The sequence below is a fragment of the Paenibacillus sp. FSL K6-1096 genome, from assembly GCF_037977055.1.
Lineage (GTDB): Bacteria > Bacillota > Bacilli > Paenibacillales > Paenibacillaceae > Paenibacillus_AQ.
On record NZ_CP150274.1, the window covers coordinates 4,226,907 to 4,248,164 of the forward strand.

The following is a 21,258-nucleotide window of genomic DNA, read 5'->3' on the forward strand; positions in this document are numbered from 1 at the left end:
CAGACGCCTGACGCGGAGTAGAATGGAGCAAAAGCCGCGTCAAAGGAGAGTCATCACCCCATGAACATCATGAGAAGCAGGCCGCAGCGCAGCCGCTCCAAAGAAGTGCGCAAGGCCTCTGTACACCGCAAGAATCTGCAGATTGCAACCTTCGAGGGGATTCCTTCCACCATCTTTCAGGTGCTGCTGCAAGGCCAGTTCCTGACAGGCTTTCTGTTATACCTTGGCGCAAGCTCCAGCCAGATCGGATTCGTCCTGGCGCTTACCACCCTGGTGAATGTGGCACAGATTGGTGTGGCCTTCCTGATCCAGAAGCTGCCGAGCCGCAAATGGGCGATGGTTACGTTTATCGGGCTGCACAGACTGTTATGGGCCTCCACCGGCCTGGTTCCGTTTATTTTTCCGCAAGAATATTGGGTTACTGCGTTCATTGGCTTATATACCATTGCCTTCATTGCCAACACCGCCGGGGGGGTGCTGTGGAACTCTGTCATCAGCGATCTGGTGCCTGCAAGGGTCAGAGGACGCTACTTCGGCATCCGCAACACATTCCTGAATGCGCTGGGGAGTCTGGTGATGTACGGGGGCGGCATCGTGCTGGACCGTTATCCGGGCGGGCAGGGGTTCCTGATCGTATATATAGTGGTCTGGATTTTCTCCACCGCTAATATTATCGTGTTCTTCTTTTACCCGGATGTGCCGTTTGAGAAATCTGCGGAGAAGAACTTCCTCCCGATGCTGAGGAAGCCACTTCAAGACAAGCTGTTTATGAAGTCTACCCTGTTCCTGGCCGCATGGCTGCTGCTGCAGAACCTGACCGTTCCGCTATACTCATATGTCATGCTTCAACTGTTGAATATCAATTACGAGAAGCTGTCGCTGCTGAATGTGGCCCAGACCGTCTTCATGATGGCCAGCTTCTATGTATGGGGGAACCTCAACGCCAGGCACAGCAACAAGAAGCTGCTGCTCTGGACGCTGCCGATTATTGCCGTCTCCTCTCTGATCTGGGGATTGTTGTCCGTGCTGCCGGTGCTGCCGGTCTTGTTTGCTGCCCATATTGTGTTCGGCGTGGGTGTGGGCGGATTCAACCAGCTGGCGTTCAACTTCATTATCGGGGATACGCCCAAGGGGGAGCGCCCGATGTACATGGCGATGTATGCGGCACTGACCGGTCTGGCGGCGTTCTTCGGCCCGCTGCTGGGAGGACGGATCTATGAATGGATTAAGGAATGGCCTCACGATATACAGGTCTATGGAATGCAGCTTGTCGTAGGCGTGCTGATGATTGCTCTGGCGCTGCTGCTGGGCCGGCGCATCCTGCGGGATGAATAGGGGTTAGGGCTTAACAATAAGGAGGGAATCCGGTGACAAGGATTGCACTGGTATTGGGAGCTACAGGTCTGGTCGGCCGCGCGCTGACCCGGGATTTGCTTGGCGGGAATTGGGACGAGGTCCGGGTACTGGTCCGCCGGCCGCTGGAGCTTAACCATCCTAAGCTGAAGCAGATTGAGGTGGACTGGGAACGGCTGGAGCAGTACGGGGAGCAATTCGCCGGTGTCTCTGCGGTATTCTGCTGCCTGGGAACGACCATCAAGAAGGCGGGCTCGCAGAAGCAATTCGAGCGGGTCGATCTGGAGTATCCGCTGGCTGCGGCGGCTCTGGCCAAGGGCAAGGGCGTGAAGCAGTTCCTGGCCGTATCCTCGATGGGAGCCAATGCGAAATCCCGCACATTCTACAGCCGGACCAAGGGGCGGACAGAGGAAGGGCTGATTGCCGCCGGCTTCCCCGGCCTGCATCTGTTCCAGCCCTCCTTGCTCCTCGGGGAGCGGGAGGAGTTCAGGCTGGGCGAACGGGTGGCCGCTGTGCTGATGAAGGCGCTGGATTTCGCTATGGTGGGCAAAGCCGCGAAATACCGGGCCATCCCTGCGGCTATAGTGGCACGCGCGATGATGAACATTGCCCAGGCGGATACCGGCGGTGTTCATATCTATACCAATGATGTTATTCATGTGATCGGCAGGCATTAGGTTAGGGGGCTGCTGCACCGGAGTTTGCCAACAGCAGGCTACTGGACGTACAATGAGACCATTCATGAAATAGGCTCGGCGGTCTCAAGGCCGCAATGAGCGATCAGGAGGAGAGAAACATGACGAAGAAGCAAGTAGCTACAAGCAAAGCCCCGGGCGCCATCGGTCCATACAGCCAGGCGATTGTTGCCGGGAACTGGGTATATACCTCAGGCCAGCTCGGCATGGACCCGGAGACGGCGGTGCTGCCGGACAGCGTACAGGATCAGGCGCGCCAGTCGCTCAGCAATGTGAAGGCGATTCTGGAGGAAGCAGGGGCCTCGATGGACCATGTGGTGAAGACAACGGTGTATCTGAAGGACATGAATGATTTCGCCGCTGTGAACGAGGTGTACAGCAGCTTCTTCACCGAGCCGTATCCGGCCCGCAGTGCTGTGGAGGTCGCACGCCTGCCCAAGGATGCGCTGGTGGAGATTGAAGCCGTAGCGCGTAAGAAATAAGCATAGCTCACAAGCATAACGAATCCCCCGCACCCTGAATGGGCTGCGGGGGATTTTTGGCATGAAGCCCTGTTCAGAGCTATGGCCCATGCCCGCCTAGTAACGGTTACGGGAACGGCGCGGGGTGAGCAGCAGCCAGATGCTATAGAGCAGCAGAAGTCCTGCGGCAATCAGCCCGGTGAAATACACTTCATTCGTATCCTTATGTTCCACAGCAATGGCGATATAGGCCCAGACGAAGACCAGCGGATAGATGCTGTCCCGGTACGGGAAGCTGACCAGCACAGCCAGCACGGTGCCCACGCAGAGCATAATGACCGCCCAGAACGGGCCGCTGAGCCCGAAGCCGCCCCAGTCGTTCTTCACCAGTACGACGCTGACATTGACGATGGTGGCGACAGAGATCCAGCCCAGGTAGAGGCTGAACGGGAGCCTCACCAGCCATTTCTCGCCGGTTGTAGGGTTCGGGATGAAGCGGGTACGCCGGTAGATAACGATCAGGGAGAGCAGCAGCAGCACCATAGCCGCCAGCGACAATTCAATGTACAGGTAATGCCAGAGGAGCAGCCAGCCCATATTGAACAGACAGCTGAGCATGAACCAGATGCCGATCCGCTGTACGGAATCTCTGGCTCCGGTGGAGCTGCGGAACTGATAGATCACGAACCCGGCCAGCAGCAGATAGATAACGGACCAGATGGAGAAGGCATAACCGGCCGGGGTGAGATACGTATGATACCTGTCCGAAATTTCAGCGGTGCTGTTCCCGCCCAGCGGCAGCGTAACCGATAGGGTATTAACGGCAATTACGCCCAGGAAGAGCAGCAGATTGCCCCATTTATAAGGATTGCTTGCACGCACAGAATCACTCCTTAATCTAAGAATATGAAGCGTTCTTAACCTTGGCCTATATAAAATATACCCGGAACGCCACCCGTTCAGACCATTTTCGCCAAAAAAATGACTGACAGGTCATAAGATCGGCGGATAGCATCCCGCAGGCTCGGGGTAATATGTAGCAAGAAGAGACAATGCAGGAGACGTCACAGGTCCCTGTTGCGTTCGGGATCATACTATCATTATGGAGGGGGATAAGAAGATATGGAGAGCAGCGAGGCAATCCGGCCTGAGAAGATGGGGCCGCTGGTGATGAAGGAGACATGGAATACGCCGGGCGCCGTAGTCTCCTGGGAGCGTTCTGAGAATGTCTATATCGTGCGGGGGGAATGCGCCGGGATGGTGTTTATGTTCCTTAGCGACGATATGTTCCGGATGAAGGTCTTCCACAGCAGGGTGCCGGACCTGACTACCTCGGAGGCGGTGCTGAAGGATTGCTGTATCCCGCATCTGTTCCCGGCGGAGGAGACGGAGGAGGAGCTGATCTTTACCACCGGGTCCATCCGGCTGATCATCGAGAAGGCCTCCTTCCAGGTTCGTGTGGAGAACCCCTCCGGCAAGGTGATTATGCAGCAGAATCTGACCAGCTGGAATCCGCGCGGCGCGAGCCATGCGGAGTATGATATGCAGCCGGATTCGCACTTCTACGGGCTGGGGGAGAAGTCCAGCTTCCTGGATAAGCGCGGGGAGCGGTATACGAACTGGAATACCGATGTGTTCGCGCCGCATCTGCCGGAGATTGAAGCGCTCTACGAATCGATTCCGCTGATCATCCACATGCACGGGGACCTCTCCTACGGGCTGTTCCTCGACAATACGGGCCGCAGTGATTTTGATATGCGCTCGCACGGGGTGGCTTTTACCATTGGCTGCTCTACCGGTGCCTACGATATTTATTTCATTAACGGTCCCGAGATGAAGGATGTTGTCAAAAGATACACCACGCTCACCGGCCGGATCGCGCTTCCGCCGAAGTGGGCGCTTGGCTATCACCAGTCGCGTTACAGCTATATGAACCAGCAGGAGGTGCTGCACCTGGCCCGGACCTTCCGGGAGAAGAGCATCCCGTGCGATGTCATTTACCTGGATATTCATTACATGGACGAATACCGCGTATTCACCTTTGACCCTGTTAACTTCCCTGATCCGCAGAAAATGATCGGTGAGCTGGGCGAGCTGGGTGTGCGCATTGTACCGATTGTCGATCCCGGCGTCAAAAAAGACCCGAAATACGAGGTCTATAAGCAGGGGGTGCTGGAAAAGCATTTTTGCCGCCGCCTGGAGGGGGATATCTTCTTCGGGGAGGTGTGGCCGGGGATCAGCGCTTTTCCTGATTTCAGCGACAGCCGGACAGCCGAGTGGTGGGGGGATCTGCACCAGTTCTACACGGACCTCGGGATTCAGGGCATCTGGAACGATATGAACGAGCCGGCGGTGTTCAATGAGAGCAAGACGATGGATCTGGATGTGATGCATTTCAATAACGGGCATCCGGTGACCCATGAGGAGTACCATAACCTGTACGGGATGATGATGTCCAAAGCGACCTATGAAGGACTGGCGGAGCATATGGGCGGCGAGCGTCCGTTTGTGCTGACCCGGGCCGGGTATGCGGGCATCCAGCGGTATGCGGCGGTGTGGACCGGCGATAACCGCAGCTTCTGGGAGCATATGGCGATGGCGATGCCGATGGTGCTGAACATGGGGCTGTCCGGGCTGGCCTTCGCGGGGCCGGATATCGGCGGGTTCGCCCATCATACGTCGGCGCAGCTGCTGGTGCGGTGGACGCAGATGGGAGTGTTTTTCCCGTATTGCCGCAATCATTCCTCCATCGGAACGCTGCGCCAGGAGCCGTGGTCCTTCGGAGAAGAGGTGGAAGGGATTCTGCGTGAATTCATCGGCCTGCGCTACCGCTGGATGCCGCACCTCTACAATCTGTTCCATGAAGCGGAAAAATCGGGCCTGCCCGTCATCCGTCCGCTGGTGCTCGAATATCCGCGCGACCCGCATGTGACCAACCTGTGTGACCAGTTCTTGCTGGGCGACAATGTGCTGATTGCTCCGGTCTACCGCCCGGACACGGACCACCGCTCGGTCTATCTGCCGGAAGGCTGCTGGCTGGATTACTGGGACGGGGAGATCCATGAGGGCGGACGTCACATTCTGGCTGCTGCGCCGCTGCACATTATGCCGATGTATGTGAAGGCCGGCAGCTTCGTCGCGGAGGGTCCGCTGAGACAGTATGCGCTGGAGGATACGGAGGAGACGATTATTCTCCATCTGTACGGGGCGGAGGCGGAAGCGGGCTTCTCGGCAGATTTCAGGCTGTATGAGGATGACGGCCACAGCTTCAGCTACCGCAAGGGAGAATATACGGAGCTTGCCGTGCAGGCTGAGGGCGGAGACGGGGAGCTTGCGCTGAACTGGGCGTATGCAGTGCATGATTACAAGCCGCGCCGGGAGAAGCTGCGCTTCGCGCTCTGCTATCCGTTCTTCACAGTGGCAGCGGTAGACGGGCTGAAGGAGATCAGTCTGGAGGAGCTGAATGAAGGGGCGCTGGGCTGGGCGCGCAACGGCAAGAATGGAGCGGTTATTGTTCAGGTGGCAGATGACCCGGAAGGCGGGGAGCTGCGGATTCGGGCGGAGGCGGAGTAAGAGTGAGCAGAAATTTGGCGGACATATTCGGACCAAAGCAGGGTTAGGGGGATAGGTGAAAGTGGGGAAGGCGAAATTAGCTAGTAGCGGCTTGCTGAGGGGCTGCCTCACCCCGATTAGGGTGTAAGGGGGAGGCTTAATTGCAATTCGTACAACTAAATCTTCCGATGTGCCGCCAAACCTCCGTTTAGATGTAGTTCGTGCAATTAAAATGCCTCTATACCTGGGTTTTTGCCGATACGGTCAAATGTAGTTGTACAGACTACAATTAGAAAAGGAAGTCCATCCGTTTCACTGTTTTTAGTTGCACAGAATACACTTATCCCATGAAATCACTTGTTTAATTCTGAGGGGCTACTAGGTGGATTGTCTGTTAAAAAGGGCCGGATTCCTTCTGTACAGAGGGGAGTCCGGTTCTTTGGGCTGTATTGGGCGGTCTCAAGAGGAGCGCTTTTGCCGCACTTTACTCCGGTTTGCAGAAAAATCTGCGGAAAATAACAGAAAATAGAGCGAAGGGGTTTTTAAAACCGGGTTTTTTCGTATAAGATGAAGGGATGAGGAAAGCACAGAGGATACAGTCTCCCGCTCAGGAGGGGCTGGCTCTTTCTGTTGGCTGAAAAGAATGGAGATCATCGATGATTAAGCATCTGTATGCGATATGGTTAGGGGATGTGTTATTCTGCTTCTCGGGCGAGACCTCCGAGCCGAAGGTGGACGCATGGACGCGGGTGGTTAAACGGCTGGAGCTGAACGGCGGCTGGCGGCCTTTGGCGGGTGCGGCGCTGCGGCTGGCGGAGGTAAAGTACCCGGCTGCAGCCCCGGCGGATGGAAGACCTGCGCGGCGCACCCTGCCCGGACGCACCCTTGAAGGACTGGCGCTGACCCCGAAGGATGCCTTCGGGCTGCTGCTGGCCTGGGATGAGCAGGCGGCCCGTGCCCAGGGGATCGAGCCGGGCGGCGAGCTGCGCTACTGGGCGGAAGCGGCCCGGTTCGCGCTGGAGCTGATGGGCAAGGGGGCCATTGTGCCCGGCGCCCGGCAGCCGCGTACCGCGGGCACCCGGCGGCGCGGCGGCGAGCAGGCGGCAGCTGTATGCTGGTCGCCGTCCTTCCGGGATGCGGCCGACCATGAATTCTTCCTGCAGCTGGCGGCATCCATGCCGGTGCTTGCGCTCGGCGCGCATGCCGCCGGGGAAGGGGAGGTGTCCTCCCGTGAGGAAGCGGGCGCCTATGTGCTCTATTCGTTCCTGCAGGCGGTCATGACAGCGGAGATCAAGCAGGTGACAGCCGCTCATGAGAGTGAGCTGGCTGCGTACAAGGCCAATTACCGCCGCGGCTATTCCCCGCTGACAGAGCTGTGGTGGAACAGCCTGCTGACCGGCAGCCGGGATATTCCTGTACAGGGCACTCTGGCAGAGGTAACGGAGCTGCTGGAGGCGGTTAACGGCACATCGGATCATGAGATGCCGCATTTTGCTGCAGAGGAAGCGGGCAACGGACAGCTGAGCCTGGGCCTGCGGCTGGAGCCGCCTGAAGAGGACAGCGAGCTGTGGCGGCTCAGCTTCTGGGCCGAGAGCCGGGAGGAGGGGGAATTCTGGATTCCGGCGGAGGCGGTCTGGAGCAGCCGGGAGCGGGAATTCACCTTATGGGGCAAACGCTACCGTAATATCCAGCAGCAGCTGTTAGCCGCGCTGGGGCGGGCGGCGAAGCTGTCGCCGGATATTCAGCGGGCGCTGGCTGAGCCTGCGCCGGACGGCGTGGTGCTGTCACCGGAGCGGCTCTATTTCTTCCTGAAGGAGACGGTGCAGCAGCTGCGCGAGCGGGGAATTACGGTGCAGATGCCTTCGCGCTGGAGCCGTGAAGGCCGGCGGAAGATTGGCATGAGGATGCGGATGCAGCCGCCGGCCGGCGGAGGCGAGGGCCCGGTTAAGTCTGCTCTGGGCATGGAGGAGCTGATCTCCTTCCGTATGGAAGCCTCTCTGGGGGATTCTGATATCACAGAAGCGGAGTTGAATGCCCTGGTGGAAGCGGGGGTGCCGTTTGTGCGCTTCCGTGGAGAATGGATTGAAGTGGACCCGAAGGAGGTCCGTCAGGTCCTGAGATATATGAAGCGCAGCGAGAGCGGAGAGATGACGGCAGCGGAATGGATGCGTCTTGAGGCCGAGGACGGCGAGGAACGGCTGTGGAAGGGGCTGCCGGTCACAGGGATGGAGACATCAGGCCTCCTGGCCTCTCTCATGCACGGCGATGTGCTGCGCGGGCTGCCGCTGCGTCCGGTGCCGGACGGTTTGAACGGAACGCTGCGGCCCTATCAGGAGCGGGGCTATCAATGGCTTGCCGCGCTAAGCGGCCTGGGCTTCGGCGTCTGCCTGGCCGATGATATGGGCCTGGGCAAAACGGTGCAGGTGATCACCTGCCTGCTGGACCGGGCGCTGAACGCCCCGCCCGGGGAGCATCAGGAGCCTGTGCTGATCCTCTGCCCGACCTCGCTGCTCGGGAACTGGCAGCGCGAGCTGCAGCGGTTCGCCCCTTCGCTTAGTGTGCATATTCATCACGGCGGACGCCGGGTACGCGGCGAAGGCTTCAAGGAGCTTGCCCTCAGCCATGAGATTGTGCTGACCACCTATCACTTGGCCGGACGGGACAGCGAGGATCTGGCGGGGGTGCGCTGGTCCACTGTTGTGCTGGATGAAGCGCAGTATATTAAGAACCACCGCACCAAGCAGGCGCAGAGCGTTATGAAGCTGACGGCGCCGCACCGGATTGCGATGACCGGGACACCGGTGGAGAACCGGCTGGGCGAGCTGTGGTCGATTTTTCATTTCCTCAATCCCGGCTATCTGGGGACGTATCACTCCTTCCGCCAGCGTTATGTATCTGGGGAAGGGGGCGAGCGGCTGCAGGAGCTTCACCGTCTGGTTTCGCCCTTCCTGCTGCGCCGCCTCAAAAGCGATCCCGATATCTCAAAGGATCTGCCTGAGAAGCTGGAGCTGAAGTCGTATTGTCCGCTGACGGAGACGCAGGCCGCGCTGTATCAGGGGGTTGTCGATGAGATGCTAGGCGTGATCGGCGAGCGCTCGGGCATGGCCCGGCGCGGACTGGTGCTGTCCTCCCTGACCAAGCTGAAGCAGATCTGCGATCATCCGCAGCTGTTCCGGAGCGAGGAGGGGCGGGGCCTGCGCAGCGAATCCTCCGGCAAAATGGATGTGATGTTCGAGGTGCTGGACAGCATCTCCGAGCTGGGCGAATCCGCGCTGATCTTCACGCAGTATGTGGCGATGGGCGAGCTGCTGGTCAGCCGTCTGGCCAGACGGTACGGCCAGGCGCCGCTGTTCCTGCATGGCGGCATCCCGAAGCGGGAGCGTGACGAGATGGTGCATGCTTTTCAGGAGGGGGAGGGTCCTGCGTTCTTCGTGCTCTCGCTGAAGGCGGGAGGCGTAGGCCTCAATCTGACCCGGGCCAACCATGTACTGCATTATGACCGCTGGTGGAACCCCGCAGTTGAGAACCAGGCGACGGACCGGGCCTTCCGCATCGGCCAGCACAAGAATGTGCAGGTGCATAAGCTGATCTGCCAGGGAACGCTGGAGGAGCGGATCGATGAGCTGATTGAACGCAAAAAAAGCCTGTCCGAGCAGGTCGTCGGCTCCGGCGAGAACTGGCTGACCGAGATGTCCAACCATGAGCTGAAGGAACTGATCGAGCTGCAGGGCCAGGATTGGATGTAAACCGGCTATGACGGTGTAAATAAGGCGAAGAAGATTGGATATGGGCAGGGTTAAGGACTGTGAGAATAAAGGAGGGCGACATCGATGAGTGAGCTGCTGGAGCTGCGGCTGGAGGTGCTGCCTGGAGTGATTAAGGCGACCGGAAGCGTGATGAGCGCTGCTGCAGATGAGGCGGGGAGAGCCGGTGATAAGCAGGGGAAGCGCCAAAAACAAGAGCAGCAGGCGCGGCAAAGCGTGCAGGAAAGACAACGTGAGCTGCGGGAACCGCAGGGTAAGGAGGAGGAGCAGGCACGGCGTGAGGTTGTCACGCTGCGTTTTGCGGAGTGGGCGGCTGCCCGCAAGCGTGAGGTGCTGCGGCTGTTCTCAGAGCAGCCGGGCGGGCTGTACGATCTGCTGCAGGGCAGCCTGAACGGCAGGCTTGCCGGGCTGGAGCTTGTCCCTGCGGATGCGGAGCTGGAGCAGGCCATTCTTGAACAGGGCAGGGGCCTGCTGCCCGTGGGGGAGCTGCTGCGGGGAATCCGGCAGCAGCTGGTGAAGGAGCCGCTGCTGGCGCTTGCGCTGCGCGGCATGTCCAAGGAGGAGCTGCTCTCCGGTGTATTCGCCCTCTGGGCGGATCGGGAGAAGGAGCAGCTCGGAGAGGAAGGGCCGCCTGCGCCGGTGTCGCTGGCGGCCGAGCTGGCCCGGCTGGAGCGCAAGGGTCCGGCCGTCTCCTCCGGCGAATGGCTGGCCGAGGCGGCTGCCGAAGGCTCGCTCCATCAGCCGGGGCCGCTGTTCCATGAGCTGCCGCCACGGCCGTTCCCGGCTTTGCCGGAGGTCATGGAGCCGGGAGAGGACTGGAGCGCGCTCCTGCCCCAGACCCCTAAGGCGCGCGAAGGGCTTGCCCTGCTGATGCGCCGGGTGGCCGAGTCCGCCGCCCGGCGGGCAGCGGAGTTGAATAAGCTGTAGCGGCAGGGAGGTTACTTGTATGTTCGGTCGGCAAACAAAAAAGAGGAGCACAAGTGCCCCTCTTTCATCGTGACCCGCAACCGGGTCTTTGAACCCTCCGCTCAAGACTCATTAAGGCTGCCGTTCTCGGACAGCTCAAGGATCTCGCGGCGCAGGCGCAGCATCCGCTGATCCAGCTCATCGGCGGCGCGCGCGGCTTCCTTCAGCTCCTCGGCCACATGGGCGGGCAGCTGTTTGTCGAATTTGTAGTAAAGGATATGCTCCATGCTGGCCCAGAAATCCATGGCAAGCGTCCGGATCTGCATCTCGGCCTTCACCCAGCGGGTGCCGTCGAGCAGCACAAGCGGGATGGCGACAATCAGGTGCAGGCTCTGGTAGCCGTTCGGCTTCGGATGGGCGATGTAGTCCTTGATCTCCAGTACGCGGATATCCTCGCGGGCGCACAGGTGATCAACCAGCCGGTAGATATCCTTCACGAAGGCGCATACAATCCGCATCCCTGCGATGTCGTGGATATGCTGCTCCATATTTTCCAGGTTAAGCTCGATGCCCTTGCGCTGCATTTTGTGGACGATGCTCTTCGGCTCTTTGATCCGGCACTTCACATGCTCAATCGGACTGAAGCCGTCGCGCACCTGCCACTCTGTGCGGATAATTTCGATTTTATTCTCAAGCTCATTGAGAGCATGGCGGTACAGCGCCGGCAGGGCCTTGAAATTCTCCACCTGCTTGGCGAAATCCTCGTTAATCTGCCACTTCTGCATATCCTTCACATGGACCTGCAACTTGTTCAAAGTTACTTGTGTACTATCATTTTCTTCCACTGATACTCTCCCGGTTTCGTTATTTGTAATTCTATTTTAACCGATGTACAGCCCCGTAAGCAAAATAAAACCGGATTGTTGCCAAAGAGAAACATTCTGCGTTAAGGCGCGTATAGCACATTATATGCATAGCAGGCCTGGGGCGGGACGGCGGTAAGGGGCAGGATTATTTGTTGGTCGGCGAGCCTTCGCCGTAGCCTTCGTCCTCGTATCCCGTATGCTCCAGCTTCTGTAAGACGTTCAGCCCCTCGATCTGCCGGCGCGTCTCCTCTGTGCCGTGATCGTGCAGGTACTGGAATACGCGGATGGTGGCGTCATCGAACTGCTCGGCAGCTTCGTCATGATCGGCGGACTTATAGGGGACAAAAGCACGCCGGAAGGCATAATCATCCCCCCGGGACAGCTCATTCAGCAGGTCCTGAAGCACGGTCAGCTCATCCCCGGACAGCAGAACTTCGTACTCATTGGAATCGTTCCGCGTCTCCTGGATCAGACCGTGGTTCACAGCTACGAAATACCTTTTACGGTTACCGTCAGGCAAAGTGATCCCTCCATATTGTTCAAGTAATGTACTTAGGCTGCGGCGGGTTGCCTTGTGCATCCCGGAAGAGCGGCATAATCCGCCTATACTTGGTATTTACCACCTGAGGGCAAATAATGAATCTGGCCTTAACTTTTGGTATGATAGAGTCACGTTTCCGCTGCGTTCTGCGGTGGTAAGCATGGATGAAGGGTATATGCGGCTGGGATCAGCCTATTTCTCACTCTGGAGAAGGAGGAACTACAATGAATTTACTGCAACGCATTAAAGACGGTGCCAGCCGGGTGAGTGAAAAAGCGCAAAGCTCGGTGGAAGTGAGCAAGCTGAATGGGCAGATCTCTGACCTTGAACATGAGATGCAGGTTGAATTCCTGAAAATGGGGAAGCTGTTCTACGAAGGATACCGTTCGAGGGACATGTCGGCGGCTGAAGGCCCGATGGTCGAGCTGGCGCGCGCCTGCAATAAGATACAGGAGCAGATCGATGGTGTGCGCGCAAGGATTGCCGAGCTCAAGAATGAGCGGCTGTGCGCCTGCGGCCGGATCACGGCGCTCGATGCCAACTTCTGCCCGCACTGCGGGCGCAAGCTGGAGCCGGTTCCGCTGCGCAAGGAGTCGGCGGCTGCCGCAGCTGCAGCACCGCCATCTCCTGCGCCTGAAGCCAAGGTACACACGATTCTTCAGCATGAGGATGAGGAGGATCAGTTCTACGGCGAGGAGGAGCTGACCGAGGAAGAACGGGAATTAGCCCGCAGAATGGAGCCGCGCGCACCCTATTCCGGCACAGTGCCGGAAATCGGGGAGGAAGCGGAGCCTGAAGCATATGAGCCGGTAGCGGCAGGCGGAGACCGGGGACGGCGGGATGCCGATGAGCTGGAGCGCGAACGGGAGCGGCAATTGGAGCTGGACCGCCGCATCCGCGACTGGGAGGCCAGCCGGCCGGCAGAAGTGCCTCCGGTGCTTGAGGGAGAGACCCGGGAGCTTGTGAAATGCCAGATCTGCCGTGCAGATCTGCCGAAGGGCTCGATGTGGTGCCCGCGCTGCGGCTCGGAACAAATCTAGAGGCGGTTGTAAGACAGCTTAGGGGGACAACATAGATGGAACAGTTGCTGCTGCATCTGCGCAATTTGGGTTTCACCGAGATGGAATCCAAAATTATGGTTGAGCTGGCCGGCAAAGGCCAGGCTTCGGGCTACGAGGTGGCAAAGCAGCTAGGAGTATCAAGATCGAATGTATATGCCGCGCTTCAGCGTCTGACCCAGCAGGGCTACGTGCGCTGCGGTGAAGGGGAGCCTGCCCGCTACAGCGTGCTTGATCCGGAAGAGCTGGCAGCGATGATCTCCGGCCGGGTCCAGGCATCGCTGGCCTATATGGAGAGTGAGATGCCGCGCGGCGGGCCGGTCAGCCCCTCATTTTACAATGTGGAGGGCGACCGCAATGTCATGGGAGAACTGGTGCGCCAGCTTGGTCTGGCTTCCCAGGAGATCGTGGTTGATGTATGGCGGGAGGAGGCCTCACTGCTGCGCAGCGAGCTGGAGCAGGCCGAGCTGCGTGGCGTGAAGCTCCTGTGGGCGTTTGACGGCGGGAATGCGGTGCCGGCACCTTACCCGGTGTGGCCGCCTCTTCCGGGCAAGCCGCAGCGCAGCGGCGGCCGGAAATTCTCCTTCGTCATTGACCGGAGCTGGTGCATGCTGGGGATGCGTTATGAGGATGGGACCGCGCAGGCGGTTGTGACTGAGCATCCGGTGCTGGTGGAGCTGCTGCTGAACCATTTTACCCAGGAGATGGTGCTGTTCGAGCTGGAGGAGGACATGGGACCTGAGCTGCAGAGGCGCTATGGGGAACGCTACAGCAAGATCTACAGCAAGTATGTGCTGCATGACCAGGAGGGCGCGGGGGAAGACCCGGCGGAGTAACCCTGCCTGTGTTGCGGTTGTAAGCATATTAGGGAGGTGACAAGCATGGAGTGTATTGTTCATTTTGAAGTGCAGCATCCGGAAGGAGTCAAGCCGCTGCGCGGACTGCTGTTTCTGGAGGAAGGCAAGACTCCCGGGGAACAAGAGCTGGTGGAGATGTTCAAGGACATGAAGTTCAATGTGCGGCTTGAGGACCGGGAGAGGTGGATCTTCAAGCCCGCAGCGCCGGGAGAGACTTATTCGGAGATCCGCATTACCAGCTTCGATAACGGCAAGAAGGGCAGCCAGCAGGAGGGCGAGCTCAAGTCGATTGTCGGCAACCTGCTGCCCCAGAAGCCGACGGGAATTTAGCAGGACAGACAGCACGACAGGAACAGTTGAACAGACAGGGCAAACGACAGGCCTCGGGGTTTATGACTCTGGGGCCTGTTGTTTTTGTGAGTAGGGGGTAAGATATGCGAAAAACCGAACACATTAGGCGAGTACGGGGATGTGCGGCCGGATGTAATCGAAAAAGCGATCACATTGGGGACGGGAATGGCGCGTAGGCCTAATGTAATCAAAAAAGCGATCACATTGGGGACGGGAATGGCGCGTAGGCCGAATGTAATCGAAAAACCGACCACATTGGAGACGGGAATGGCGCGTAGGCCGGATGTAATCGAAAAACCGACCACAATTGGTGAGCGCGGGAGTGTGCGGGCCGGATGTAACGGCAAATCGGAGTGTGCCGGAATTCACGCCAAAAACTCCCCTCCGTCCAGAGCTCTACTGGAAGGAGGGGAGTCATATATGCGGCCGGGCTTAGGCGCTTACGTGGCGCAGCTGGACCCGGCCGCGTCCTGCGTCCCGGCCGCCGCCAGCGGCGAGAGCACGCGCAGCGCTCCCGGCTCGCAGAGCACGGCCAGCGGCGCTGTGCCCAGCGCTTCGCCGTCGCCGATGGCATGGCGCGGCTCCGCAAAGCGGACGGCTGCGCTGTGGCCGCGCAGCATGGTGACATAGGGCAGCCGCGTATGCCTGCCCTTCACCACCGTCGGGAACAGCCGCAGTAATTGCCCGCGGCTGATCCCGTGGACCACGCAGACGTCGAGCAGGCCGTCGGCCGGCTCCGCCTGCGGGCAGATCAGCAGCCCGCCGCCGTAGCTGGGCAGGCTGCAGACCGAGACCAGCCAGGCCCGCTCGAAGGTCTGCTCCTTCCCGTCGCAGGTGACGCTGACCCGGCAGGGCTTGAACGTCATCAGCGTATGCAGAATGCCGATGATATAAGCCAGGCGCCCGGCTCCTAGGGCGTTGCACAGGCGCTTGTAGCGGCTGCCGTTCACATTGACGGCCACCTGCGCGTCAAAGCCGCTGGCGACCGCCGTCAGGGTCAGCCGGCCGGAAGCGGAGAGCAGGTCCGCTTCGAGGCAGCGGCCCTGCAGCGCGGCATCCAGCGCGGCCTCCGGCGCAAGCGGGATGCCGAAGCCGCGCGCGGTGTCGTTGCCTGAACCCGCCGGGATCATGCCCAGCGGGAGGCCTCTGCGCCGCAGCGCGCCCAGCACGCTGTGAATCGTGCCGTCGCCGCCGATCACGAGGGCGGCGCGCCAGTCCTCGCGGCGGGCGAGCGCGTGCTGCACCTTGTTCTCCGCGCTGTCCGCACTCTGCGTGAACAGCGCTTCATAGGGAAGGGCGCGCGCCTGAAGCAGCGCTTCCACGATGCGCCAGATCCGCAGGCCTGCTCCGCCGCCGGAGCGGGAATTTATGATGAACAGATACATGGATGTTCCCCCAGCCTGTAGATTCCTGAATGTCTACTCCATTGTAAGGAGCGGACAGGCAAAAGGGAATCTTTTTGTGCGAAAGCAGCCGTGAACAGGCTACAGCTGCCGGAGCTGGCTCTCGGCGAGGGGCCCGGCCCAGGGAAGCCTGAACCATCTTCCGCCCAGGGCATGGTAGATCATCAGCAGCCAGACGGCGAAGCCGATCAGGGAGAGCAGGGCGGCCACCAGGGGGCCGAGCAGCGGGATGAAGCCGCTGAGAACATGGGCGATCATCAGCGCCCCGAAGGCGATCAGCGATTGCAGTGAGTGGAACAGGACGAAGCGGCTGCGCTTCTCCAGCGCAAGGAAGATAATGGGACCGATGAACGGGATGAAATAGCATAAGGCAGCGGCAAGGTTGTCGGGCAGTCCGGTGGACGATCTGAACGGTGACAAGAGGCTCACTCTCCTTGAGTTAGAGGACACAGGGCAAGATACAGGCTGTATTCCCTAAGAGCCTATGAGGAACCCGCGCAAAGTATGAGCAGGACAGGGAATCTGTCCAATAATTTCTGAAGGATTGGATACACTAGAATCTGTAGCACAATCAGCTTGACAAGCATATCCTATTAAAAATTTCCATTTGCATATTTTACATGGAAAGGTGGAAGTTACGCCGGAATATGCTACAATATAACGATAAGGCCCGGAAGGAGTGATTCAGCAAGTGGCTCTTCGGGTAATTAAAGTGTCAAGGTGTCTGGCATAGGACAGCCTTACTCTCAGCCCAAATCACGGCCTGCATTTCTAGGTTACGGCGGACTTTTCATCATGCATTCTCTACAACGGAGCATTCATTTTCAATGTTTTGGGAGGGAACTGATCATGGCAAGTAAAGGTCATAACGAAGTCAAGGAAAGCCTGCGGGAAATGACACGAATTTTCCGGCCCAAAGATCCCAAGAAATTTGTGAAGGAGTACGTCCGGAAGTACCGGATCACGGGAGGCTATGAAGAAGAGCTGACCCTGGTTGTGGAGCATGAACTGGTTAGAATGAACTCCTCCGTTTCCTGAAGAGACAGAAGCGGACCAACCGGCTCGTCCGGTTTCGTTCCTGGTGATTCCGGCAAATGAAGCAATAAGCCAACATATCCATGAGGATTCTCATAAACCGTGCCCGGGCGGCGTGCCGCTGGAATCGGTTTTTTTTGTATGCGTGAAGCACAGGTTTGTTATGTACGAAGTCACAGGAATGTCAAATGAATTCATAGACACATTTACACTTGAATACGCTTTAAAAGTATTGTAACAGTTTTTGCATAAATTTGAAAGCGCTTTTAAATTCAGTACTGACAAGCATTCTGTATTTCAAAAATGATAATGTGAAATTGTTGTGAACGATTGACAAAATAAGAGGGCGAACTTATATTATTAGTGATTGTTATAATTGACAGGAAAATACTCTAATCTACGAATTCGGGAAAAGCGGGGTAGATCTATGATGAAAACGTGGCAGGCTGGAAAGCGGCTTCTTCCCATGACCGCAGCACTTGGACTCCTTTTGGCCGGATGCGGACGGGAGGACTTGTCGGTACTCAGACCGCAGGGACCCGTAGCGGAAAGCTCCTTTGGACTGATGAAGCTGTCGATTACGATCATGATCGTGGTGCTTCTTATTGTCTTCTCAATTGCAGCCTATGTATTGATTCGCTTCCGCAGGAAGAAAGATCAGGACGAGATTCCCAAGCAGGTGGAGGGCAGCTTCAAGCTGGAGGTTATATGGACAGTCATCCCGCTTATTCTTGTCGTTATCCTTGCGGTACCTACAGTGAAGGTAGTCTTTGCTGCAGGCAATGACCATTCGGATGATAAGGATGCCATCAAGGTCAAGGTGACCGGCCACCAGTACTGGTGGGAGTTCGAATATAAGGATTACGGGGTGACGACCGCGCAGGATCTGATCATCCCTACAGGCAAGAACATCTCCTTCGAGCTGGGCACCAGTGATGTGCTGCACTCCTTCTGGGTGCCTTCGCTGGCGGGCAAAATGGATACCAATCCTGACGGCACGGTCAACCGCTTCAGCTTCAGTGCGCCGAATGAAGGCGTTTACCGGGGCAAATGCGCGGAGCTGTGCGGACCTTCCCACGGCTTAATGGAGTTCAAGGTGAAGGCAGTCAGCGGTGATGCCTTTGAGAAATGGATCGCTTCGATGAAGGCCCCGGAGACCGTCATGCCTGAGGACACGGCGCTGGCCGAGAAGTTCAAATCCCAGTGTCTGACCTGCCATGCCATCGGCAGCATGCCTGCTTCCCCGGCGGCTCCAAGCCTGACCGGAATCGGCTCCCGTGAATCGGTCGCGGGCATTCTGCTCAATGACGATACCCGTGAGGACGGCGCGCCGGTGCTGGAGAACCTGAAGACCTGGCTGCATGATCCGCAGAGCGTGAAGCCGGGCAACACGATGCCGAATCCGAAGGACCTGGGCTTAACCGATGCAGAAATTGACGGAATTGCCGAGTATCTGGCCGGGTATACGCTGGACTGAAGCCTATAACCTGAAGTGATAGCAGCATATTTGAAAAGGGGGTACGTACCTTGGCTCACGCAGCGCAATCCCTGCAGCCCTCCCAGCCCGTGAAGCCTGGCCACAGCGTCACACGGCACACCGGGCTAATGGACTGGATTACTACCGTTGACCACAAAAAAATCGCCATCCTCTATCTCTGGGCCGGCGGACTCTTCTTTGGCATCGGCGGTCTGGAGGCCATTCTGATCCGTATTCAGCTGATAAAGCCGATGAATACCTTTCTGGATGCCCAGACCTTCAACGAACTGATTACGATGCATGGCACGACCATGATCTTCCTGGGGGTCATGCCCATCATCTTCGCGCTGATGAATGCGGTGATACCGCTGCAGATCGGCGCGCGCGACGTTGCCTTTCCTTTTCTGAACGCGCTCGGCTTCTGGACCTTCCTGTTCGGCGGCCTGCTGCTGAACCTGAGCTGGGTGATGGGCGGAGCGCCGGATGCGGGCTGGACAGCGTATACCCCGCTCTCGGGTACAGGCTACAGCAAAACGCACGGGGTGGACTTCTATACGATCGGGCTGCAGATTGCGGGCCTTGGTACACTCATCGGCGGCATTAACTTCCTGGCAACCATTATTACGATGCGCGCGCCGGGTATGTCCTTCATGCGGATGCCAATGTTCGCCTGGGCGACCTTTATTACTTCAGCTATTATTCTATTTGCCTTCCCTGCTGTTACTGTCGGACTGGTCCTGCTGACCTTCGACCGGATTCTGGGTGCCAACTTCTTCGAAGTAGCCGGCGGCGGGAACCCGGTGCTGTGGCAGCATATCTTCTGGATTTTCGGCCATCCCGAGGTCTATATTCTGATTCTTCCGGCCTTCGGCATCATCTCCGAGGTCATTCCGACCTTCTCGCGCAAGCGGCTGTTCGGATATAGCTCCATGGTCTTCGCCACCATTCTGATCGCCTTCCTGGGCTTCATGGTCTGGGCGCATCACATGTTCACCACCGGCCTCGGTCCGGTAGCGAATGCCCTGTTCTCGGTATCGACGATGCTGATTGCTGTGCCGACCGGAATCAAAATCTTCAACTGGCTGTTCACCATGTGGGGCGGGCAGGTACGCTTCACCACCCCCAACCTGTTCGCGGCCGGCTTCATTCCGACCTTCACGATGGGCGGGGTGACGGGCGTCATGCTGGCCTCCGCGCCGGCGGACTTCCAGTTCCATGATACTTACTTCGTAGTGGCGCATTTCCACTATGTCATTGTCGGCGGTCTGGTGCTCGGGCTGTTCGCCGGATTGCACTACTGGTGGCCGAAGATGTTCGGACGGATGCTCAGCGAGAAGCTGGGCAAGTGGACCTTCTGGACCTTCATCATCGGCTTCCACCTGACGTTCTTCGTGCAGCATTTCCTGGGGCTGATGGGGATGCAGCGGCGGGTATTCACCTATCTGCCGAACCAGCAGTTCGACACGCTGAATCTGGTCAGTACGGTCGGCGCTTTCCTGATGGGGGTAGGAACGATTATCTTTTTAACAAATGTGATTCTGACCTCAAGACGTCCTGCTGATGCGCCGGATGATCCTTGGGAGGACGGGCGGACGCTGGAGTGGACGATTCCTTCGCCGCCGCCGGAATACAACTTCAAGCAGACACCGCTGGTGCGGGGCCTGGATGCCTTCTGGAAGGAGAAAATGGCCGGACACAAGGCCATGACTCCCGCCGAGCCGGTCGGCTCCATCCATATGCCTTCGCCAACCATGCTGCCGTTCATGATGTCTGTGGGCATCTTCATCGCCGGCCTCGGCTTCATGTTCAGCCGCGATGAGTTCAACAACAGCATGATGAGCTTCCTGTTCAACAACTATATTGTTACGGCGCTCGGGCTACTCATTACCTTCGGATCAATGCTGATGCGGTCGCTGTTCGACGATCACGGCTGGCATATTGAACCCGAAGAGCTGGAAGGAAGGTGAGCGGATATGACAACAGCACATGCTGAAGCGGCGGACGGGGCACTCCCGCATGAACCGGAGAAGGCAACGCTGGAAGGACGCAACAAGGTGCTGGCCTTCTGGCTGTTCCTTGGCGGGGAAGCGGTGCTCTTCGGCACCCTGTTCGCCACCTTCCTGGCGCTGCGCAATCAGACGAATGACGGACCTAGCGCGAATGAGCTGTTCCATCTGCCGCTGGTGGCGGCTGCGACCTTCCTGCTGCTGGTCAGCAGCTTGACCAGTGTGTTCGCCATCCAGGCGATGCACCAGGGGAATGTGGCCCGGCTGCGGAACTGGCTGGTGGTGACGGTCCTGCTCGGACTCGCCTTCCTGATCCTGGAGATTTATGAGTTCAGCGTCTATGTCAGACATGAGGAATTCGGGATGACCACCAGCGCGTTCAGCTCGGCCTTCTATACGCTGGTCGGCTTCCACGGCGCGCATGTCGCGTTCGGGATTGTCTGGATCGCCGTACTGATCGGCCAGCTCATGCATAAAGGGCTGACGGTGGTTACCGCACCGAAGATCTATGTATCGGCGATGTACTGGCACTTTATTGACGTAGTATGGGTCTTTATCTTCACCGTAGTATACCTGCTCGGAAAGGTGGGCTGAAGCCATGACAACGAATCAGCATTCGTCCTCCGGCTCTCCGGTGAAGCACCGGCACCGCACGGAGGGGCCGCAGCGGCATATTGTCGTGTTCGTGTTCTCGGTCGTCCTGACCCTGATCGCCTTCGCAGCGGTGGCTGCCGGAGGGGTGAACGCAACCTTTGCTGTCATTCTGCTGTTGGTGATGGCTGTGCTCCAGGTGTTCCTGCAGATGGGCTTCTGGATGCATCTGAAGGATAAAGGGCATATGCTGCCGATTATCTTCATGCTGGGCGGCTTTTTCATCGCAGGGACTTGTATTGTAATGGCGCTCTACTGGGTATGGTGGGATTAATAACGGTC

General features: G+C 58.3%; 19 protein-coding genes. 14 read left to right on the plus strand and 5 right to left on the minus strand.

Annotated elements, in window-relative coordinates; translation table 11 throughout:
- Positions 1-69: 69 nt before the first annotated feature.
- The 3 genes from MHI24_RS18830 to MHI24_RS18840 all read left to right on the plus strand — a co-directional run bounded on the left by MHI24_RS18830 (position 70) and on the right by MHI24_RS18840 (position 2,530).
- The gene (locus tag MHI24_RS18830) at positions 70-1,335 is read left to right on the plus strand and encodes an MFS transporter (RefSeq protein ID WP_340026726.1); all 1,266 of its coding nucleotides are present in this window, start codon (positions 70-72) and stop codon (positions 1,333-1,335) included.
- Positions 1,336-1,367: 32 nt separating this feature from the next.
- The gene (locus tag MHI24_RS18835) at positions 1,368-2,030 is read left to right on the plus strand and encodes an oxidoreductase (RefSeq protein ID WP_340021059.1); all 663 of its coding nucleotides are present in this window, start codon (positions 1,368-1,370) and stop codon (positions 2,028-2,030) included.
- 119 nt (positions 2,031-2,149) lie between these two features.
- The gene (locus MHI24_RS18840) at positions 2,150-2,530 is read left to right on the plus strand and encodes a RidA family protein (RefSeq protein ID WP_340021060.1); all 381 of its coding nucleotides are present in this window, start codon (positions 2,150-2,152) and stop codon (positions 2,528-2,530) included.
- 96 nt (positions 2,531-2,626) lie between these two features.
- On the opposite strand, the gene MHI24_RS18845 is transcribed toward MHI24_RS18840, so the two are convergent.
- Positions 2,627-3,391: a tryptophan-rich sensory protein gene (locus MHI24_RS18845; RefSeq protein WP_340021061.1), complete on the minus strand. Its 765-nt coding sequence runs from the start codon at positions 3,389-3,391 to the stop codon at positions 2,627-2,629.
- A 240-nt stretch (positions 3,392-3,631) separates the two neighbouring features.
- Here MHI24_RS18845 and MHI24_RS18850 point away from each other — a divergent pair, with 240 nt between their 5' ends.
- From MHI24_RS18850 to MHI24_RS18860, 3 genes are all read left to right on the plus strand, one after another.
- Positions 3,632-6,082 carry a TIM-barrel domain-containing protein gene (locus MHI24_RS18850; protein WP_340021062.1) on the plus strand — a complete coding sequence of 817 codons (2,451 nt, stop codon included), beginning with the start codon at positions 3,632-3,634 and terminating at the stop codon, positions 6,080-6,082.
- Between the two features lie 635 nt (positions 6,083-6,717).
- Positions 6,718-9,807: a DEAD/DEAH box helicase gene (locus MHI24_RS18855; RefSeq protein ID WP_340021063.1), complete on the plus strand. Its 3,090-nt coding sequence runs from the start codon at positions 6,718-6,720 to the stop codon at positions 9,805-9,807.
- An 84-nt stretch (positions 9,808-9,891) separates the two neighbouring features.
- On the plus strand, positions 9,892-10,752 hold the full coding sequence (locus MHI24_RS18860; RefSeq protein WP_340021064.1) for a hypothetical protein: 861 nt from the start codon (positions 9,892-9,894) through the stop codon (positions 10,750-10,752).
- A 101-nt stretch (positions 10,753-10,853) separates the two neighbouring features.
- Here MHI24_RS18860 and MHI24_RS18865 read toward each other — a convergent pair whose 3' ends face one another.
- Positions 10,854-11,516, minus strand: coding sequence for a GTP pyrophosphokinase family protein (locus MHI24_RS18865; RefSeq protein ID WP_340026727.1), 663 nt, complete (start codon positions 11,514-11,516; stop codon positions 10,854-10,856).
- Positions 11,517-11,742: 226 nt separating this feature from the next.
- Entirely contained in the window at positions 11,743-12,117 is a 375-nt protein-coding gene (locus MHI24_RS18870) for a hypothetical protein (protein ID WP_340021065.1), read from the minus strand.
- A 245-nt stretch (positions 12,118-12,362) separates the two neighbouring features.
- Here MHI24_RS18870 and MHI24_RS18875 point away from each other — a divergent pair, with 245 nt between their 5' ends.
- The 3 genes from MHI24_RS18875 to MHI24_RS18885 are packed head-to-tail and all read left to right on the plus strand — an operon-like array spanning position 12,363 to position 14,383.
- The gene (locus MHI24_RS18875; RefSeq protein WP_340021066.1) at positions 12,363-13,178 is read left to right on the plus strand and encodes a zinc ribbon domain-containing protein; all 816 of its coding nucleotides are present in this window, start codon (positions 12,363-12,365) and stop codon (positions 13,176-13,178) included.
- Between the two features lie 35 nt (positions 13,179-13,213).
- Positions 13,214-14,032, plus strand: a complete 819-nt coding sequence (locus MHI24_RS18880) for a helix-turn-helix domain-containing protein (RefSeq protein WP_340021067.1) — start codon at positions 13,214-13,216, stop codon at positions 14,030-14,032.
- A 45-nt stretch (positions 14,033-14,077) separates the two neighbouring features.
- Positions 14,078-14,383: a hypothetical protein gene (locus MHI24_RS18885; RefSeq protein WP_340021069.1), complete on the plus strand. Its 306-nt coding sequence runs from the start codon at positions 14,078-14,080 to the stop codon at positions 14,381-14,383.
- A 461-nt stretch (positions 14,384-14,844) separates the two neighbouring features.
- Here the strand turns inward: MHI24_RS18885 and MHI24_RS18890 are convergent, their stop codons facing one another.
- Positions 14,845-15,789, minus strand: a complete 945-nt coding sequence (locus tag MHI24_RS18890) for a diacylglycerol kinase family protein (protein ID WP_340021070.1) — start codon at positions 15,787-15,789, stop codon at positions 14,845-14,847.
- 99 nt (positions 15,790-15,888) lie between these two features.
- Positions 15,889-16,227, minus strand: a complete 339-nt coding sequence (locus MHI24_RS18895) for a hypothetical protein (protein ID WP_340021071.1) — start codon at positions 16,225-16,227, stop codon at positions 15,889-15,891.
- A gap of 429 nt (positions 16,228-16,656) precedes the next feature.
- Between MHI24_RS18895 and MHI24_RS18900 the strand changes: the two genes are divergently transcribed.
- The 5 genes from MHI24_RS18900 to MHI24_RS18920 all read left to right on the plus strand — a co-directional run bounded on the left by MHI24_RS18900 (position 16,657) and on the right by MHI24_RS18920 (position 21,250).
- Positions 16,657-16,845 (plus strand): hypothetical protein, encoded by a 189-nt coding sequence (locus MHI24_RS18900; protein ID WP_238650836.1) that lies wholly within the window; start codon positions 16,657-16,659, stop codon positions 16,843-16,845.
- Between the two features lie 424 nt (positions 16,846-17,269).
- A complete protein-coding gene (gene coxB, locus MHI24_RS18905; RefSeq protein WP_340021072.1) occupies positions 17,270-18,319 on the plus strand; it encodes a cytochrome c oxidase subunit II in 1,050 nt (349 codons plus the stop codon).
- Positions 18,320-18,447: 128 nt separating this feature from the next.
- Entirely contained in the window at positions 18,448-20,286 is a 1,839-nt protein-coding gene (ctaD, locus tag MHI24_RS18910) for a cytochrome c oxidase subunit I (RefSeq protein ID WP_340026728.1), read from the plus strand.
- A gap of 6 nt (positions 20,287-20,292) precedes the next feature.
- Positions 20,293-20,919, plus strand: a complete 627-nt coding sequence (locus tag MHI24_RS18915) for a cytochrome (ubi)quinol oxidase subunit III (RefSeq protein WP_340021073.1) — start codon at positions 20,293-20,295, stop codon at positions 20,917-20,919.
- 4 nt (positions 20,920-20,923) lie between these two features.
- On the plus strand, positions 20,924-21,250 hold the full coding sequence (locus tag MHI24_RS18920) for a cytochrome C oxidase subunit IV family protein (protein ID WP_340021074.1): 327 nt from the start codon (positions 20,924-20,926) through the stop codon (positions 21,248-21,250).
- Positions 21,251-21,258 lie beyond the last annotated feature (8 nt).

Bases quoted from the DNA above. Each gene is read 5' to 3' on its own strand.
- MHI24_RS18855 (WP_340021063.1), top strand. From the start codon at position 6,718: ATGATTAAGCATCTGTATGCGATATGGTTAGGGGATGTGTTATTCTGC.
- MHI24_RS18830 (WP_340026726.1), top strand. From the start codon at position 70: ATGAGAAGCAGGCCGCAGCGCAGCCGCTCCAAAGAAGTGCGCAAGGCC.
- MHI24_RS18850 (WP_340021062.1), top strand. From the start codon at position 3,632: ATGGAGAGCAGCGAGGCAATCCGGCCTGAGAAGATGGGGCCGCTGGTG.
- MHI24_RS18840 (WP_340021060.1), top strand. From the start codon at position 2,150: ATGACGAAGAAGCAAGTAGCTACAAGCAAAGCCCCGGGCGCCATCGGT.
- MHI24_RS18865 (WP_340026727.1), bottom strand. From the start codon at position 11,516: ATGCAGAAGTGGCAGATTAACGAGGATTTCGCCAAGCAGGTGGAGAAT.
- coxB (WP_340021072.1), top strand. From the start codon at position 17,270: ATGATGAAAACGTGGCAGGCTGGAAAGCGGCTTCTTCCCATGACCGCA.
- MHI24_RS18860 (WP_340021064.1), top strand. From the start codon at position 9,892: ATGAGTGAGCTGCTGGAGCTGCGGCTGGAGGTGCTGCCTGGAGTGATT.
- MHI24_RS18920 (WP_340021074.1), top strand. From the start codon at position 20,924: ATGACAACGAATCAGCATTCGTCCTCCGGCTCTCCGGTGAAGCACCGG.
- MHI24_RS18915 (WP_340021073.1), top strand. From the start codon at position 20,293: ATGACAACAGCACATGCTGAAGCGGCGGACGGGGCACTCCCGCATGAA.
- ctaD (WP_340026728.1), top strand. From the start codon at position 18,448: ATGGACTGGATTACTACCGTTGACCACAAAAAAATCGCCATCCTCTAT.
- MHI24_RS18890 (WP_340021070.1), bottom strand. From the start codon at position 15,789: ATGTATCTGTTCATCATAAATTCCCGCTCCGGCGGCGGAGCAGGCCTG.
- MHI24_RS18885 (WP_340021069.1), top strand. From the start codon at position 14,078: ATGGAGTGTATTGTTCATTTTGAAGTGCAGCATCCGGAAGGAGTCAAG.
- MHI24_RS18875 (WP_340021066.1), top strand. From the start codon at position 12,363: ATGAATTTACTGCAACGCATTAAAGACGGTGCCAGCCGGGTGAGTGAA.
- MHI24_RS18880 (WP_340021067.1), top strand. From the start codon at position 13,214: ATGGAACAGTTGCTGCTGCATCTGCGCAATTTGGGTTTCACCGAGATG.
- MHI24_RS18900 (WP_238650836.1), top strand. From the start codon at position 16,657: ATGGCAAGTAAAGGTCATAACGAAGTCAAGGAAAGCCTGCGGGAAATG.